This is a genomic window from Clostridium tetani (assembly GCF_900167265.1).
GTDB classification, from domain to species: Bacteria; Bacillota; Clostridia; order Clostridiales; family Clostridiaceae; genus Clostridium_G; species Clostridium_G tetani.
The window spans coordinates 14507-30241 of sequence record NZ_FUWT01000009.1 but is presented as its reverse complement, the minus strand read 5'-3'; the positions used below and the strand labels follow the sequence as shown (position 1 = coordinate 30241).

Genomic DNA, 15735 nt, shown 5'->3' with positions numbered 1-15735 from the left:
AATAGGAGTTATTTATAGTATGGAAGAAAAAATATTATTTAAAGTGAAGACAAAAATGGACAAAGAGGACTACCGAAAGTTTCTATATTTAGCCACCTTTAAAAAGTCACCAATTATTATTCCAATGATATTATTTATAGCTGCAATTGGGGCAGGTATTATAGCTTTTGAAAATGGAGTCTTTAATATTGTTGCTTTTTTAATTGCATGGGTATTTATGACATTACTTGCTTTTGGCACTATATGCTTTAAAGTTGAATATAAAAATAAAAAGAGAGTTAAAACAGATAAAATAGGAACTTTTAATACATATCAAACACTATCATTTTATGAGGACTATGTTATTGTAGTTAATGACAGTATTGAAGGGAAAGGTAAAATACGGTATGACCAATTTTATGGTTTACTTGAATCTAAGGAATACTTAATTTTTTACTATGATGCTAATATGGCATCATTAATACGTAAAAAAGATATTAATGATGAATGTAAAAATAAAATTATTGAATTATTACAAGAAAAATTGGGAGATGCTTTTAAAACTATATAATACACCAAAATACCGTATCATTCATAACTGAATTTCACGGTATTTTTATGAATTGATTCAAATAGATTGTTCAAAATTACTGTTATTTAAACTCCAATAAAATTTTTGAAATCAGGTACAAATTCCTCTGAAGATGATCCATTTTCTTGTATAAAGGCATTCTTAATTCCTAAATCCAAAGCGTAATTTATAAGTGTATCATAATGTTTTTCATTTAAACGTCTATTAATTTCTGCATAATCTGAAGCTTTAAACATAGGGGTATACTGATTCATAATACTTATATATACATTGTCACCAAAGGATTTATATATAAAATCTATTATCTTTTTAGAATCAAATAATAATCCTGGAAGCATAAGATGTCTTATTATAACACCTCTTTTAATTATGCTATTTTCATCAAAAATAGGTTTTCCAACTTGTCTATACATTTCTTCTATAGCAATAGATGCTTTTTCAAAATAGTCTTTAGCCATTGAATATCTTAAAGAGTATTTAGAATTATAATATTTTAAATCTGGAAGATATACATCAATATATCCAGCTAAAGCTTTTAATGTATTCAAACTGTCATAACCATTAGAATTATAAAGTATGGGAATATTTAATCCATTGGATTTTGATAGCTTTAATGCTTCAATTATTTCAGGTACATAATGGGTAGGGGTCACAAGGTTTATATTATTAGCTCCTTTTTTCTGAAGTTCTAAAAATATTTCACTTAATCTTTCTATTGAAATTTCTACTCCTAAATTCTCTTGACTAATACAATGATTTTGACAAAATACACACTTTAAATTGCAATTTGAAAAAAATACAGTACCAGAGCCACTTTTACCAGAAACACAGGGTTCTTCCCAAAAGTGAAGGGCAGCTCTGGATATCATAAGTTTATTACTAGCTCCACAATAGCCAATCTCACCTTCTAATCTATTTACATTACATTCTCTAGGACATAATCTACATTGATTTAACATGTTTTTCTCCTTTTATCTAACTCAATAATATTATTTTGATTTTCATATTTATTTGCAAGTTTCTGATATAATAAAAAGAAAATAGGGGACGGTTAATGAATATTAACTAAATTTTATTATATAATAAGAAAATATAATAGGGAAGAATTATTAAAAATTAAAGATATACATATTTAAAAAGGAGAATTTTATGCTTAAAATAGAAGATTTGTTGAATAATAATTTTTCATCATATCCACATCAAGTTAGAGATTATTTGGAGAATTTTTCTGATAATTTAAGAGAAGCTTTAAAAGAAGAATTAGTTAATTGTACAGTAGAAAAAATGCTAACTGATGCAAAAGAAAATAAAGAAAATTTTAAAATACAACTTAGCAATATATTAAATAATGGTCATAAAGGATATAATGCTAGATCTACTAAAGCATTATTATATCTATATTTAGAATTTAAAAAAGAAGCGGACTTTACAGATTTATTAGAAAGAGTCAGTGATGAATCATAAAAAAATAAAATAAAAATTAATTATGGGGGATGGCACTACATATGAAAAATGTAAATTATTATTTATGGAAATTGGGATTATTGGATAAATTTATAAAGGATAAAAATGCCTATAATCTTAATATAATAAGAATTTGTATAGTAATTTGCACCATATTTTTAGGGATATTGGTGTTTGTTAATAGTAAATAGGAAAAGGAGAAACAAGTATTGAATTGGCATGTAAAGAAGTTTAAAGAATTGAAATGTGAAGAAATATATAAAATTTTACAAATAAGAAATAAGATATTTATTGTAGAACAAAAGTGTGCATATCAGGATTGTGATGATAGAGATAAAAAATCCTATCACGTATATGTAGAAGACAAGGGCGAAATTGTCTCTTATTTAAGAATTCTTCCAAGAAAGGTTTCCTATAATGAAGTATCCATTGGAAGAGTATTAGTAAATAAAAATTATAGAGGTAAGGGTATAGCAAGAGAAATGATGATAAAGGCAATAAACTTTATAGAAAAAAATTTAGGAGAAAAAGAGATTAAGATACAGGCACAATGCTATTTGATTAATTTTTACAAAAGTCTTGGATTTAAAGAAATATCAAATGAATATTTAGAAGATAATATTCCACATATAGATATGTTATATAAGAAAAGTTAATAAAATAAACTGTGGATTAAACATTAATCCACAGTTTACATAAAAATTATTTTTTCATATCTGTATAAATTAAAATTGTATCTCTTAAAAACTTAGCTGTTCCAGGCTGTTCTTTATCATAATATGATGTAAATCGTTCATCACTTACATACATTTTAGCAAGACTAGCATGTGCTTCTTTGGTGTATTCAGGCCAATAATAGGTAAGCCATTTTTTGTGTAGCTTAGCTGATTTTTGAGCTATATCACTAGCTGGATCATGAGTTTTAAAAGCCTTAGATAAAGTTTTTTTAAATTCTTCTTCAATTTTCATTAATTCATAATATTGTTCCTTTGTCATATTCATGATTTTTGAATTTGACTTTTCAATTTCATGATTTCCGTACTTTCCTCTTATTTCCTTACCAAATTTATTCTCATTATCATCCACCATTTTTTTCTTAAAGCCTTGAAACTTTTCTCTATCCATTATTTTTACTCTCCCTTCGGTTGAAGCTATAGTTTTTTCAACATTAGATATTAAAATATCTAATTGATTTCTTTTTTCTAGGAGTTTTTTATGATGACTATTAAGTGCACAAAGTTTATCAAAAGAAGGTGAAGTTAATATATCCTTTATGTTTTTTAAATTAATACCTAGTTCCCTATAGAAAAGTATTTGTTGTAACATATCAACTTCGGTTTTTCCATAAATCCTATATCCTGATGAATTAATTCTTGCCGGCTTAAGAATTCCTATTTCATCATAATATCTAAGGGTTCTGCTACTAACACCTGCTAATTTAGCTAATTTTTTTACTGTGTATTCCATCTGTTTATTCCTCCTATAAGATTAATATACACATTTACGCAACGTTAATGTCAATAGCGAATTTATTTTTGTTATTAATTGTGTTCTAAAAGTAAAAAAGCAATAACCGTCCCTGAGAACTGAGAATTAAGAAATACATGTACAATAATATATAAAAATATAAAATAATATGTATCATATCGAATATTAAGATTGATTTTTATAAAAAAGTTAGTATATAATAAATGTATGGCCAATATAGGAAATAAGAATATAAAATTTTAATTTATAGGAGTGGTTTCATGAACGTTGTTTATAAAGGTAAAACAAAGGATGTATTTCTTTTAGAAGATGGTAATTACTTACTTAAATTTAAAGATGATGTAACAGGAGAAAATGGAGTTTTCGATCCAGGTGCAAATAGTGTTGGATTAACTATGGAAGGAGCGGGTAGGGCAGCTCTTAGGTTAACTAAATTATTTTTTGAAAGATTAAAAGAAGAAAAAATACCAACCCATTATATAGATTCAAATGTAGAAGAAGGCACAATGAAGGTAAAACCTGCTAAAATATTTGGAAATGGACTTGAAGTAATTTGTAGATATAGAGCAGTTGGAAGTTTTATGCGTCGTTATGGTATGTACGCAAAAGAAGGACAAGTTTTGGATGCTTTTGTGGAAGTTACTCTTAAGGATGACGAACGTCAAGATCCACCAATTACTAAGGATGCACTTGATATGCTTGGAATACTTTCTTTGAGAGAATATGATATATTAAAAGACCTTACTAAAAAAATAAGCGGTATAGTGAAGGATGAGTTATCTAAAAAAGGTATAGAACTATATGATATTAAACTTGAATTTGGAAGAATAGACGAAGATAATCATATTGCATTAATAGATGAAATTTCTGGTGGAAATATGAGAGCATATAAGGATGGAGAATATATAGAACCTTTGGATTTAGAAAAATTAATCATTGAATAATAGTGTTTTAAAAGCTAACTTTAATATGAATTAATTACAATTAAGTAGATATTATTAAAAAACTTGTTATTTTCTAAGCCGTACACTTAAATTTAATTAGTGTACGGTTATTTAGTTTTGGTTGAAAAAAGTATTGAAGATTGTTTAAGTTCATGGAATATTATGCAGTTATGTTGAAAAATATTACTGAATAGTATATAATTTTTAAATATATAATAATTTAAGATGAAATTAATAAGGTTTCCATGAAATATCCAATAAAGATTATAAGGAGGAGAATTAATGATGCTAGCACAAGAGAGATATGAACAAACCCTTAGCATATTAAACAGAGAAGGATCTGTTAAGGTTTCAAAACTTACAAAACTTTTTAATGTATCTATAGAAACAATAAGGAGAGACTTGGAATATCTAGAAAAGGAAGGACTTCTTAAGAGGGTATATGGTGGAGCAGTTCTAAAAAAGATAGACAACAATCAACTAAAATTTGAAAACAGAGAAAAGGAATTTAGTAGTGAAAAAAAAGAAATAGCTAATATTGCAACTAGATATGTTATTGAAGGACAATCGCTGGCTATGGATGCAAGTACTACAAATTTAGAAATAGCAAAGGTATTAAAAACTAAATTTAAAAAATTAACTATATTAACTAATTCGCTAGCTATAGCTAATGAACTAATTGATATGGATAAGTACACAATAATTCTCACTGGTGGCATTTTGAAAAATGATGAATTTTCTTTAGTTGGAGATATGGCTCAAAAATATATTGAAAGTTTTAACATACATACTGCTTTTATAAGTGTAAGTGGTGTTTCATTAAAAGAAGGACTTACGGATTATATATTAGATCATCTACAAATTCAGAAAAAGTTTATTGAAATATCACAAAATGTAATTGTATTAGCTGATAGTAGTAAATTTGATTCTGTTTCTTTATTAAATGTTTGTAATTTAGAAGATATAAATATGATAATTACTGATTCTAAAATTAAGAAAAATGTTTTAGAAAAATATTTGAATAATGGAATAGAAGTGATAAATATATAGATATGAAAGGAGAAATTTCATGAAATTTCTAGAGGAATTTTTTAGAAACTTCTCAAATTTAATTTGGGGAAATTGGCTTATAATTACCTTAATTAGTATTGGCATATATTACACTATCATGACAGGATTTATTCAGATAAGAAAAATTCCTTTTATTTTTCGAGAAACTATTGTTAAATCATTTATAAAGAAAAATAAGAAAAAGTTAACTGGGGAAGGGACCCTTACACCATTCCAAGCCTTATGTGCAGCTTTGGCAAGTTGTGTGGGAAATGGTAACATTGTAGGAGTAGCTACAGCTTTAGTATCAGGAGGACCGGGAGCTATATTTTGGATGTGGATTGCTGGAATTTTAGGAATGGCAACAAAGTTTGGAGAAATAGTTATAGGAATGATATATAGGGAGAAGTCTGAAGATGGAACTTATGTTGGAGGTCCTATGTATTATATTTCTAAAGGGTTAAAAATGCCATGGTTAGCCAATTTATATGCAGTTTTGATGGTACTTCAAATCTGTGGTGGAAATTTAATACAATCTAATGCGGTGGCGGGAGTAGTTGAAAATATTATAGGTATTCCTCCAGCAATTACAGCAATCATTCTTGTTTTTTCTGTTGGACTTGTTGTTATAGGAGGGATTAAAAGATTAGGATCCTTTGCAGAAAGAGTAGTGCCTTTTATGGCTGGGATTTATATAATATGTGGTATAATTGTAATCATTTTCAACATAAAAACAATTCCCATTGTGTTTGCAAGCATATTTAAAAGTGCTTTTAATATAAAAGCTGGAGTAGCAGGTGTAGTAGGTTATTCTATTAGACAATCTATGAGATATGGAGTAGCTAGAGGGCTTTATTCCAATGAAGCAGGAGAAGGATCTGCTCCAGTTTTACATGCCTCAGCAATTACAGATCATCCAGTTAGACAAGGACTCTATGGTATTACAGAGGTACTAATAGATACCATAGTTGTCTGTACTATAACAGGTTTATCTATTTTAAGTACTGGTGTTATCGAATCAGGACATCAGGCTTCTATACTTACTAGTATGGCATTTGGTCAGGTTCATCCTATATTTAAAGATATAGTTGGAATATGTATGATTTTATTTGCTTATTCCACTATTCCAGTTCAATGTTATTTTGGAACAGTAGGAGTAAATTATTTATTAGGAAGTAAAAAAGCTTATTATTTTAGATATCCATTTATCTTTTTTACGGCACTAGGTTGTATTAGCAGTTTATCATTGGTTTGGCACATTCAAGACTGCATTTTAGGATTGTTAATTATTCCTAATCTAGCTGCAATTGTATATTTAAGTCCACAAGTATTTAAGTTAACTAGAGAGTTTTTTAATCCTGTAAATGAATATATATTTGATGATAATGAAGAATAATAGAATGAGTTTTTATATGAAAATATCTCTTAAAGCACCTATAGAGGGCTGTAGGAGATATTTTTTTACTTTCACATAATTTCCAAATTTGAAGATACTTTTAAATAAACATAAAAACACAAAAACAGACATAATTCAAAAATAATGCTTGAAACTCCAAAAAAAATATTATATACTTGTAACATAATTAATTATACGTTTTCAACTAAACAGAAGGAGGTTTTCATGTGAGTAAGAAACAGGAAAGAATGAAATGGATAAAGCTTATTGTATTAATCTTAGGAGGAGGTACAATTTTTAAGCTTTCATCTTTGAAAGATGCATTTTACGTACCTATGCAAGAATTTCTTAATTTAACACACACTCAAATTGGTGCAGCTATGTCTGTTTATGGAATGGTACAAACTATAGGAAATTTTGCTTCTATATATATAGCAGATAGATTTTCTAAGAAAAAATTAATACCTTTATCATTAATTGGTGTTGGACTTATAGGATTATATTTAGCTACTTTTCCAAGTTACTATGAAATATTAATAATTTGGGGATTATTCTCTTTATTTGCAGAGGTAATTTATTGGCCAGTTTTATTAAAAGCTGTAAGATTATTAGGAAATGAAGATGAACAAGGAAGAATGTTTGGATTTCTTGAAGCTGGTAGAGGTGTAGTTGATACTATTGTGGCTTTTAGTGCACTTGGAATATTCGCATTATTAGGAAAAGGTGCACTAGCATTAAGAGGATCAATAATATTTTATTCTATAGTACCTATAGTTGTCGGAATTATTTCATATTTTATGCTTGAAGATGACGCAATAAAAGATGTAGATGAACAAGGTAATAAAATCAGTAAAAACAAAGCTGCTTTTAATGGAGTTGTAAAAGCTATTAAAACACCAGAAATATGGATTGTATCACTTACTATATTTTCAATTTACTCTGTATATTGTGGACTAACATACTTTATTCCTTTCTTAAAGGATATTTATGCAATGCCAGTAACCTTAGTAGGAGCCTATGGTATTATAAATCAATATGGCTTAAAAATGGTAGGGGGACCTGTTGGAGGAATCCTAGTCGATAAAAAGTTTAAATCTGCTACAAAATATTTAAGAGGTGCATTATTAATATCAGCATTAGCAATGACTGGATTTATATTATTACCTCATGAATCAATGAATATATATGTAGGGATGGCTCTAACACTTGGATTTGGAGCAATTATATTCTCAATGAGAGCTGTATTTTTCGCACCAATTGAGGAAATAAAAGTTCCAAGAGAAATAAGTGGAGCAGCTATGTCAATAGCCTGTGTATTAGGATATTCTCCTTCAATGTTTGCTTACGCAATATATGGTAGCATGCTTGATAGAGCACCAGGATTACAAGGATATAAACATGTATTTATGACTATGATAGCATTTTCAATATTAGGATTTGTTATATCAACTATATTACTTAAAATAATAAAGAAGAAAAACATGGTATTAGAACAGGGGAAATAAACGCACAATAGCCTTTCTAATATTAAATTAGAGGAGGAAATATCATGAAAATTGGATTAGAGACAGAAAGTTATCATTTGCATTTTCAAAATAATAGAATGGATATATTTGATTTTATAAGAAAAACAGCAGAACTAGGATTAGATGGAGTACAAATAAACATAATAAAAGATAAAAACTTAGATCCAGAATGGGGAACTCTTGGTTCAAATGATCCTGAACATTTAGCTAAAGTAAGAAAAGAAATAGAAGAATATGGGTTATTTGTTGAGATTGATGCTAGGGGAACAGAACCTAATAAGTTAAAAAAGGTTATAGATGTTGCTCATAGATTAGATGCAGATGTTATTAGAACTTATGTTAGCTGTGGCGGAGATCTTCAAGAGGAAATAAGAAGAGCTCCAGAAGATATTAGAGAAGTATTACCTTTACTTAGAAAATATAGGATAAAACTTGCACTAGAGAATCATGAATATGAAACAGCAAATGATATGATAAATATAGTAAAGGAAATAGGAAGTCCATGGGTAGGAATTACCTGTGACACTGGAAATGGAATGATGGTTTGGGAAGAGCCAAAGGAAACTATTGAAAAACTTGCCCCATATACTTTTACAACACATTTTAAAGATCATATTATTATAAAAGATGGAGATGACTACAGAGTTTGTGGTATTGCCATAGGTGAAGGTAGTATGAATGTAGAAGAATGCTTTAAAATGTTAGTAGACAATACAACATTGACAAGAATAAATATAGAAATGTGTCATCCTTATGTTGCTACATTTAAAAAAGAAGATAATGTAAATGGAGTATCGAAGCTAAATACAGGAGTATTTACAGTTGAAAATCCACCACTTGATCCAGAAATCATTAAACCTAGTGAATATTACTATCCACCAGAACATTTGATAGATATGATGATTAAGTATCAAGATGAGGAAGTAAAAAAATCTGTAAAAAAAGTATTAGCTCTGAGGGATAAGTACTGCAGATAAAACTATAAAATAATTAGTGTATACTATAAAAGCTGTTGATAAATATAAATTGTCAACAGCTTTTACTATATGATATAGCAATGGACTGAAACTATACAAATGCAAAGCTTTTAAAATTTACTAAACCTTTTTAAATATGTTATAATTATTAAAAGTAAAATAAGAATTTTCAAAGGATGATTATATGTCAATGAATGAAATAGATGAATTGATAAAGAAAAGGCAGGGCAAAACAGAAAGTAAAAAAAGTAACCAGATTTTATATGCAATTATAGTAATTATAATAGCAGTCATTACTTTTCTATTTATTTGGAAAAATAATGAAAAACATGCATATAGTTGGATATTAGGTGTATCTATTGGAATTGTTTTAAGATATTCAAGATTTTGTTTTGCAGCTGCATTTAGAGATCCATTTCTTACTGGAAATACAAAGATATTACGAGGAATGTTACTTGGAATAATTATAAGTACTTTGGGTTTTGCTATAATTCAGAGTTACTATATTAAAAATAACGGTATAAATTATAATTATATTCCTGGAAGTATTGGATCTGTGGGAGCACATGTAGCCTTGGGGGCATTTATATTTGGAATAGGAATGATACTTGCAGGAGGATGTGGCTCAGGTGTACTTATGAGAATTGGAGAAGGACATGCTCTTCAGTGGATTGTTCTCTTAGGATTTTTAATTGGAACTGCTATGGGGGCTAAGGATTATTCCTTTTGGTATCAACATATTATAAGAAAAGCTAAGACTGTTTATTTTCCAGAGTATATGAATTTTAAAGTAGCTGTTGTAGTACAAATTACAATTTTAATAATTTTATATAAAATAGTAACTAAACTATCAGATAAAAAAAGATAAGGAAATAATGGAGGAGTATTTATGTCAGTAAAAGAGGTTGATTGCTTGTATGAAGCATGTCCAATTCCTATAATAAAGGCAATAAAAGAATTGAAAAAAATGAAATCTGGAGATATATTGATTTTACATTCAGATCATAGTTGTGTTGGAATAAGTATGGAAGAATGGGGAGGAAAAAATAATTATCCAGTAAAAGTTGTTGAATTGGAAGGTGGATATTGGGACGTTTATATCCAAAAACCTAAATAAAAAGGAGTAAAGGTATGGAGAACATTAAAAAGTGGATAAAAAAGCCATGGCCTTATTGGGTAGGAGGCGTACTACTTGGAATTCTAAATATAATTTTATTATGGACAACTGGTACTAGTTGGCATATAACTAGTGGCTTTTTATTATGGGCTGTTGGAGTTTTACAATGGCTTGGTTTAGAGCCTTTAAAATGGGAATATTTCACTTACCTTCAACATAATTATCAATCAATAATTGAAAATAATAATTTATTTATAAATAAATATACTATTTTAAATATGGGGACGGTTATAGGTGCATTGATTGCCACTTTATTAGCATCACAATTTAAATGGAAAAAGATAAAAGATAAAAAACAGGTTTTATTTGCACTTTTAGGAGGAGTTATGATGGGATATGGCACCAGACTTGCTTTTGGTTGTTCTGTAGGTAGTTTTTTTAGTGGGGTTCCATCCTTTTCTCTTCATGCATGGGTTTTTGGTATATTCATTACCCTTGGAGCATGGATAGGAGTTAAAATAATAATAAAATTTTTATCATAGGAGGACTTGGTCCTCCTTAAGTTTTAACAAAATCCTCTTTTATTAGAAATGATAAAGTCCACAAATGTTTGTTCATAAGAGGTAAGTCTATAGTTTTTTCTGCAAACAATATAATAATTAAAATCAATTTTAAGTTCATCAAGTTCAATTTTTTGGAGGTAGCTTTCTTTTAAATCTTTTTTAATTATAAGTTTAGGTAAAAAAGAAAAGCCTTTATCTGAAGAAACGGAAGATTTAATGGCTTCTGGGGAATTTAAATTGTATATAACATTTAAATCCTTTAAATTAATATTTTTATTATGCAAGGATTTTAAAACTAAATCTCTTGTACCAGAACCTTCTTCCCTTAGTATTAATGGTAAATCCTTTAGTTCTTCTAAAGAAATTTTACTTTTATCATTATATGGGCTTGCAACTAAAACTAACTCATCTGAAATTATAGTTTTTGTGTCTATATTGCTATTTTCAGGATGTCTTTGAACAATTCCAATGTTAATAGTATGATCACATAATTTTTTTATAACTTCATTGGAATTATCTATTTGCATATGTATATTTATTTCTTTGTGAAACTTTTTAAAAGTATAAATGCTACAAGGAAGAGCATATTCTCCCACACTTTTACAAGAACCAATAATTAGTGTTGGAACGTCTTCATGTAAGCTTTTAAGATCTCTTTCTATATTCCCCTTTATATCTAAAATTGTATGTGCGTAATCGAAGACAACCTTACCTTCTTCAGTCATTTCTACACCTTTATTACTTCTATTTAAAAGAGTTACACCCAACTCTTTTTCTAAGTTTTTAAGTTGCATACTAAGACCTGGTTGAGTTAGGTGAAGGTTTTCTGCGGCTTTTGATATACTATTAGATTTAACTGTAACATAAAATGATTGGAGATATTCAAGATTCACGTAATCCCTCCTTAATTTTAAAAATATCTATTTGAAAATATACTTGTATATTGTAATTATTATATCATAAAATCTTACAATAAGAACAAATATAAAAAATGCGACGCAGTTTTTTAATGAATAAGGAATAATGAATGATTATTAAGGATTTTTTTCGCTTCATTGCAAAAAAAACCTTTATTTATGCAAATTTTTACATTTAACTAAAAATAAATTATTCAATGGAATTTTATAGCTTAAAAGATTTTCAGGTGATAGCCTAGCTTTGATTTATTTTACGAGCTTAATAGGGTATATATTTAACAATAAAATGTCATAGATGATTCCATATACATCATAATTAGAAGCCTATCTTAAGTAAAAAATCTCTTTTGTCAAAAAATAATCAAATGTTCATCATGGTAAAAGCCTTTAAAACTAAGGTTTATAATAAAAGCTTATAGTACATAACACATGTTTATTATGAAAGATAGACAGCTTGTACTATAATTGACATTGAAAGAAATTTAACAAACGAAATTAAATAAATAAAAAATAATGATTGTAAAACTGCAGTTACAATTGCAATTATTTCTGTAAATGTTTTAGATTTGTTTATTTTATAATTTACAAAAAAATATAGCATTAAATAATATAATGGAGGGATATGCCATGAGTAAAAAATATTTAATAGTAGGTGGAGTTGCCGGAGGTGCGTCCACAGCAGCAAGATTAAGAAGACTTAGTGAAGAAGACGAAATAATAATGTTTGAAAGAGGTCCTCACGTATCATTTTCAAACTGTTGTCTACCATATCACTTAGCTGGATTAATTAAAACAGCTAACCAACTAGTACTTATGTCACCAGAACAATTTAAAAAACAATACAATATCGAAGCTAGAGTAAACAGCGAAGTTATCGATATAGATAGAGCTAAAAAAGAAATAACAATTAAAGATACATTAACTGGAAAAGAATACACTGAAAACTATGATAAATTAATATTATCACCAGGTGCAAAACCAATAGTTCCACCAATTAAAGGAATTGAAGACATAAACTTATTCACAGTAAGAAACGTTATAGATATAGATAAATTAAACAAATTCGTAAGCACTATGAAAACTAAAAACGCTACAGTAGTAGGTGGAGGATTCATAGGAATCGAAGTTGCAGAAAACTTAAAAGAAGCTGGATTTAACGTAACTTTAGTAGAAGCTATGCCCCAAGTTATGAAAATATTTGACTATGACATGGTTCAAATTCTACACAAAGAATTACACGATAAAGGAATAAATTTAATCGTTAACGATAAAGTAGCTTCATTTGAAAAAGATACAGTTGTATTAGAATCAGGAAAGAGAGTTGAAGCTGAAGCTGTAGTTATGGCTATAGGTGTTACTCCAGAAACAGATCTTGCAGTAAAAGCTGGTCTTGAACTTGGAGAATTAGGAGGAATAAAAGTAGACCAAAACTACAGAACTAAAGATGAAGATGTTTATGCAGTAGGGGATGCTATTGAAGTATACCATGCATTAACTGGAAAAATGACTAAACTTCCATTAGCAGGACCTGCACAAAAACAAGCAAGAGAAGTTGCTGACCATATCCACGGAAGATTAGTACCAAACACAGGATATATTGGATCATCAGTAGTAAAATGTTTTGAATATAATGGAGCTTCCACAGGACTAAACGAAGGAATGATAAAAGCTCTTAACTTAGATATACAATATGAAACAGTTAAAGTAATCCCTGGAGACAAGGTTGGATTAATGCCAGGATGTGAACCACTTCACTTCAAGTTATTATTTGAAATACCAACTGGAAAAATATTAGGAGCTCAAGCAATAGGTAGAGGAAACGTAGATAAGAGAGTAGACGTTATAGCTACAGCTATCAAATTTGGAGCAACTATAAACGATCTAAGAGATCTAGAATTCTGTTATGCACCACCATTTGGAACAGCTAAAGACGTTGTTAACTTTGCAGGATACGTTGGATCAAACTTATTACACGATGAGTTCAAACAAGTTCATGAATATGATGTAAGAGATTTAGTTGAAAGTGGGGCTTGCATAATAGACGTAAGAGAAAAACACGAATATGAATTAAGCCACATAATCGGAGCTAAAAACATACCTTTAAGTGAAATAAGAGATAGAGTAGCTGAAATTCCAAAGGATCAACCAGTTTACTTACACTGTAGAAGTGCTCAAAGAAGTTACAATGCAGCAAAAGCATTAAAACATTTAGGATTTGATAACATTTATAATGTATCTGGTGGATTTATGGGAATATCCTTCTATGAATATTTCAATGATCAAACAACAGGAAGAGAAAAAATAGTTACAGACTACAATTTCTTATAATATTAAAAAATAGGGGCTTTAATTGCCCCTTTTATATGAAATAATAATGAGAATAGGAAGTGAGCAAGGTATTATGAGTAAAAAGGAGACATCTGGATTAGAGTTGGCAGAAAACACTAGTAAAGTTGAATTGGTTTCTACAGATAAGAAACAAACATATATAGGACTAGCACTTTTAATAGCATTAAGTATATTCGGATCATTCCAATATGCAAAAGATTCTAAATTGGCATTATTCTTAATTACAGGACTAGCAGTTGGATATGTTATGCAAAGATCAAGATTTGGTTTTGCAGGTGGCGTAAAGAAAATATATGTAACAGGAGACGGTACCTTAACAAAGGCCCTAATGTTTTTATTTGCTATAACTTTATTAATTACGGCAGCAATTCATTATGGAGCTTTTATGGCAGGAGCAAAAATTCCAGGAGCATCTTCTGTTAAACCAACAAACTTAGGGACAGTAATTGGTGGAGTATTATTTGGTATCGGTATGATGTTTGGGGGAGGATGTGCTTCCGGAACATTAACAGACTCAGGTGAAGGTGAAATAAGAGCATTTATAGTATTATTTTTCTTTGTAACTGGATCATTAATTGGTGTAAAACACATGCCATGGTGGGAACAAAGTATATTCTTTAAATTAGGAGGAAAAGTTTATCTTCCAGATACATTTGGATATTTAGGATCTATTATAGTATCACTTTTAGGATTTTTACTAATTTATGTTATAACTATGAAATATGAAGCTAAAAGAAAAAGAGAAAACACTTATACAAAGGAAGAATACAGTGACTGGGAAAAACCATTACCAGAAACTACAGACTACAAATTCTTCAGTGAAAGAACTTATCACAAATTCTTTATACAAAGATGGTCTTTCTACACAGGAGCAGTATGTTTAACTATTATGTTTATTGCAATACTTGTTACAACAGGAAAGAGCTGGGGTGTAACCTCAACTTTCGCAGATTGGGGAGCTTGGTTATATCAAAGCGTAGGAATAGTTGATGTTTCAAATTGGCCATGGTTTGCAAGCAGAATGAAGAAAATAAATGGAGGATTCTTAAATGATCCATCTTCCATGAGAAATATAGGAATATTATTAGGAGCAACATTATCATTATTATTAGCAAGAAGATTTTCCTTTAAGAAAAACTTCAAATTTAGAGATGTAGTATTCTATGCAATTGGTGGATTAATAATGGGATATGGAGCTAGAGTTGGATTAGGATGTAACGCAGGTGCATTATATTCAGCGATATGTAACTTCTCTCTATCAGGATGGGTATTCCTTCCAGCAATGACTGTAGGAGGAATAATAGGAGTTAATTTAGTTAAAAAATTCAATGTAACAATTTAATTAAATATATAAAAAGATAGGTGAATAGTTA

General features: G+C 28.9%; 17 protein-coding genes. 14 read left to right on the top strand and 3 right to left on the bottom strand.

The features are described from left to right. Window positions 1-19 precede the first annotated feature (19 nt). Entirely contained in the window at window positions 20-550 is a 531-nt protein-coding gene (locus tag B5D21_RS07980; RefSeq protein WP_011099400.1) for a YcxB family protein, read from the top strand. Window positions 551-636: 86 nt separating this feature from the next. On the opposite strand, the gene B5D21_RS07975 is transcribed toward B5D21_RS07980, so the two are convergent. After that, window positions 637-1530 carry a radical SAM protein gene (locus B5D21_RS07975; RefSeq protein ID WP_011099401.1) on the bottom strand — a complete coding sequence of 298 codons (894 nt, stop codon included), beginning with the start codon at window positions 1528-1530 and terminating at the stop codon, window positions 637-639. Window positions 1531-1720: 190 nt separating this feature from the next. Here B5D21_RS07975 and B5D21_RS07970 point away from each other — a divergent pair, with 190 nt between their 5' ends. From B5D21_RS07970 to B5D21_RS07965, 3 genes are read left to right on the top strand one after another with little or no spacing between them, the layout of a single operon-like run. Further along, a complete protein-coding gene (locus tag B5D21_RS07970) occupies window positions 1721-2035 on the top strand; it encodes a hypothetical protein (protein ID WP_011099402.1) in 315 nt (104 codons plus the stop codon). A gap of 41 nt (window positions 2036-2076) precedes the next feature. Beyond that, on the top strand, window positions 2077-2226 hold the full coding sequence (locus B5D21_RS14065) for a hypothetical protein (RefSeq protein WP_155274220.1): 150 nt from the start codon (window positions 2077-2079) through the stop codon (window positions 2224-2226). Between the two features lie 18 nt (window positions 2227-2244). Beyond that, on the top strand, window positions 2245-2691 hold the full coding sequence (locus B5D21_RS07965; RefSeq protein ID WP_011099403.1) for a GNAT family N-acetyltransferase: 447 nt from the start codon (window positions 2245-2247) through the stop codon (window positions 2689-2691). Between the two features lie 46 nt (window positions 2692-2737). On the opposite strand, the gene B5D21_RS07960 is transcribed toward B5D21_RS07965, so the two are convergent. After that, window positions 2738-3502 (bottom strand): MerR family transcriptional regulator, encoded by a 765-nt coding sequence (locus B5D21_RS07960; RefSeq protein WP_035109963.1) that lies wholly within the window; start codon window positions 3500-3502, stop codon window positions 2738-2740. A 281-nt stretch (window positions 3503-3783) separates the two neighbouring features. On the opposite strand from B5D21_RS07960, the gene B5D21_RS07955 reads away from it, so the two are divergent. From B5D21_RS07955 to B5D21_RS07920, 8 genes are all read left to right on the top strand, one after another. Next, window positions 3784-4467 (top strand): phosphoribosylaminoimidazolesuccinocarboxamide synthase, encoded by a 684-nt coding sequence (locus B5D21_RS07955; RefSeq protein ID WP_011099405.1) that lies wholly within the window; start codon window positions 3784-3786, stop codon window positions 4465-4467. 282 nt (window positions 4468-4749) lie between these two features. Further along, window positions 4750-5517 carry a DeoR/GlpR family DNA-binding transcription regulator gene (locus tag B5D21_RS07950; protein ID WP_197538930.1) on the top strand — a complete coding sequence of 256 codons (768 nt, stop codon included), beginning with the start codon at window positions 4750-4752 and terminating at the stop codon, window positions 5515-5517. Window positions 5518-5536: 19 nt separating this feature from the next. Further along, complete coding sequence (locus tag B5D21_RS07945; protein ID WP_011099407.1) at window positions 5537-6913, top strand: alanine/glycine:cation symporter family protein; 1377 nt, start codon at window positions 5537-5539, stop codon at window positions 6911-6913. Between the two features lie 227 nt (window positions 6914-7140). Beyond that, a complete protein-coding gene (locus B5D21_RS07940; RefSeq protein WP_011099408.1) occupies window positions 7141-8418 on the top strand; it encodes an MFS transporter in 1278 nt (425 codons plus the stop codon). Between the two features lie 44 nt (window positions 8419-8462). Beyond that, entirely contained in the window at window positions 8463-9416 is a 954-nt protein-coding gene (locus tag B5D21_RS07935; RefSeq protein ID WP_011099409.1) for a sugar phosphate isomerase/epimerase family protein, read from the top strand. Between the two features lie 184 nt (window positions 9417-9600). Continuing rightward, entirely contained in the window at window positions 9601-10284 is a 684-nt protein-coding gene (locus B5D21_RS07930) for a YeeE/YedE thiosulfate transporter family protein (RefSeq protein ID WP_011099410.1), read from the top strand. Between the two features lie 21 nt (window positions 10285-10305). Next, entirely contained in the window at window positions 10306-10533 is a 228-nt protein-coding gene (locus tag B5D21_RS07925; protein WP_023438051.1) for a sulfurtransferase TusA family protein, read from the top strand. 14 nt (window positions 10534-10547) lie between these two features. Then, on the top strand, window positions 10548-11075 hold the full coding sequence (locus B5D21_RS07920; protein WP_011099411.1) for a YeeE/YedE thiosulfate transporter family protein: 528 nt from the start codon (window positions 10548-10550) through the stop codon (window positions 11073-11075). Between the two features lie 23 nt (window positions 11076-11098). Here the strand turns inward: B5D21_RS07920 and B5D21_RS07915 are convergent, their stop codons facing one another. Beyond that, a complete protein-coding gene (locus tag B5D21_RS07915; RefSeq protein WP_011099412.1) occupies window positions 11099-11989 on the bottom strand; it encodes a LysR family transcriptional regulator in 891 nt (296 codons plus the stop codon). A 651-nt stretch (window positions 11990-12640) separates the two neighbouring features. On the opposite strand from B5D21_RS07915, the gene B5D21_RS07910 reads away from it, so the two are divergent. Together B5D21_RS07910 and B5D21_RS07905 are read left to right on the top strand one after the other, a co-directional pair. Continuing rightward, window positions 12641-14341, top strand: coding sequence for an FAD-dependent oxidoreductase (locus B5D21_RS07910; RefSeq protein WP_023438053.1), 1701 nt, complete (start codon window positions 12641-12643; stop codon window positions 14339-14341). 73 nt (window positions 14342-14414) lie between these two features. Beyond that, on the top strand, window positions 14415-15704 hold the full coding sequence (locus tag B5D21_RS07905) for a YeeE/YedE family protein (RefSeq protein WP_078688093.1): 1290 nt from the start codon (window positions 14415-14417) through the stop codon (window positions 15702-15704). Window positions 15705-15735: the final 31 nt, after the last annotated feature.

Bases quoted from the DNA above. Each gene is read 5' to 3' on its own strand.
- B5D21_RS07980 (WP_011099400.1), top strand. From the start codon at position 20: ATGGAAGAAAAAATATTATTTAAAGTGAAGACAAAAATGGACAAAGAG.
- B5D21_RS07975 (WP_011099401.1), bottom strand. From the start codon at position 1,530: ATGTTAAATCAATGTAGATTATGTCCTAGAGAATGTAATGTAAATAGA.
- B5D21_RS07970 (WP_011099402.1), top strand. From the start codon at position 1,721: ATGCTTAAAATAGAAGATTTGTTGAATAATAATTTTTCATCATATCCA.
- B5D21_RS14065 (WP_155274220.1), top strand. From the start codon at position 2,077: ATGAAAAATGTAAATTATTATTTATGGAAATTGGGATTATTGGATAAA.
- B5D21_RS07960 (WP_035109963.1), bottom strand. From the start codon at position 3,502: ATGGAATACACAGTAAAAAAATTAGCTAAATTAGCAGGTGTTAGTAGC.
- B5D21_RS07955 (WP_011099405.1), top strand. From the start codon at position 3,784: ATGAACGTTGTTTATAAAGGTAAAACAAAGGATGTATTTCTTTTAGAA.
- B5D21_RS07950 (WP_197538930.1), top strand. From the start codon at position 4,750: ATGATGCTAGCACAAGAGAGATATGAACAAACCCTTAGCATATTAAAC.
- B5D21_RS07945 (WP_011099407.1), top strand. From the start codon at position 5,537: ATGAAATTTCTAGAGGAATTTTTTAGAAACTTCTCAAATTTAATTTGG.
- B5D21_RS07935 (WP_011099409.1), top strand. From the start codon at position 8,463: ATGAAAATTGGATTAGAGACAGAAAGTTATCATTTGCATTTTCAAAAT.
- B5D21_RS07930 (WP_011099410.1), top strand. From the start codon at position 9,601: ATGTCAATGAATGAAATAGATGAATTGATAAAGAAAAGGCAGGGCAAA.
- B5D21_RS07925 (WP_023438051.1), top strand. From the start codon at position 10,306: ATGTCAGTAAAAGAGGTTGATTGCTTGTATGAAGCATGTCCAATTCCT.
- B5D21_RS07920 (WP_011099411.1), top strand. From the start codon at position 10,548: ATGGAGAACATTAAAAAGTGGATAAAAAAGCCATGGCCTTATTGGGTA.
- B5D21_RS07910 (WP_023438053.1), top strand. From the start codon at position 12,641: ATGAGTAAAAAATATTTAATAGTAGGTGGAGTTGCCGGAGGTGCGTCC.
- B5D21_RS07905 (WP_078688093.1), top strand. From the start codon at position 14,415: ATGAGTAAAAAGGAGACATCTGGATTAGAGTTGGCAGAAAACACTAGT.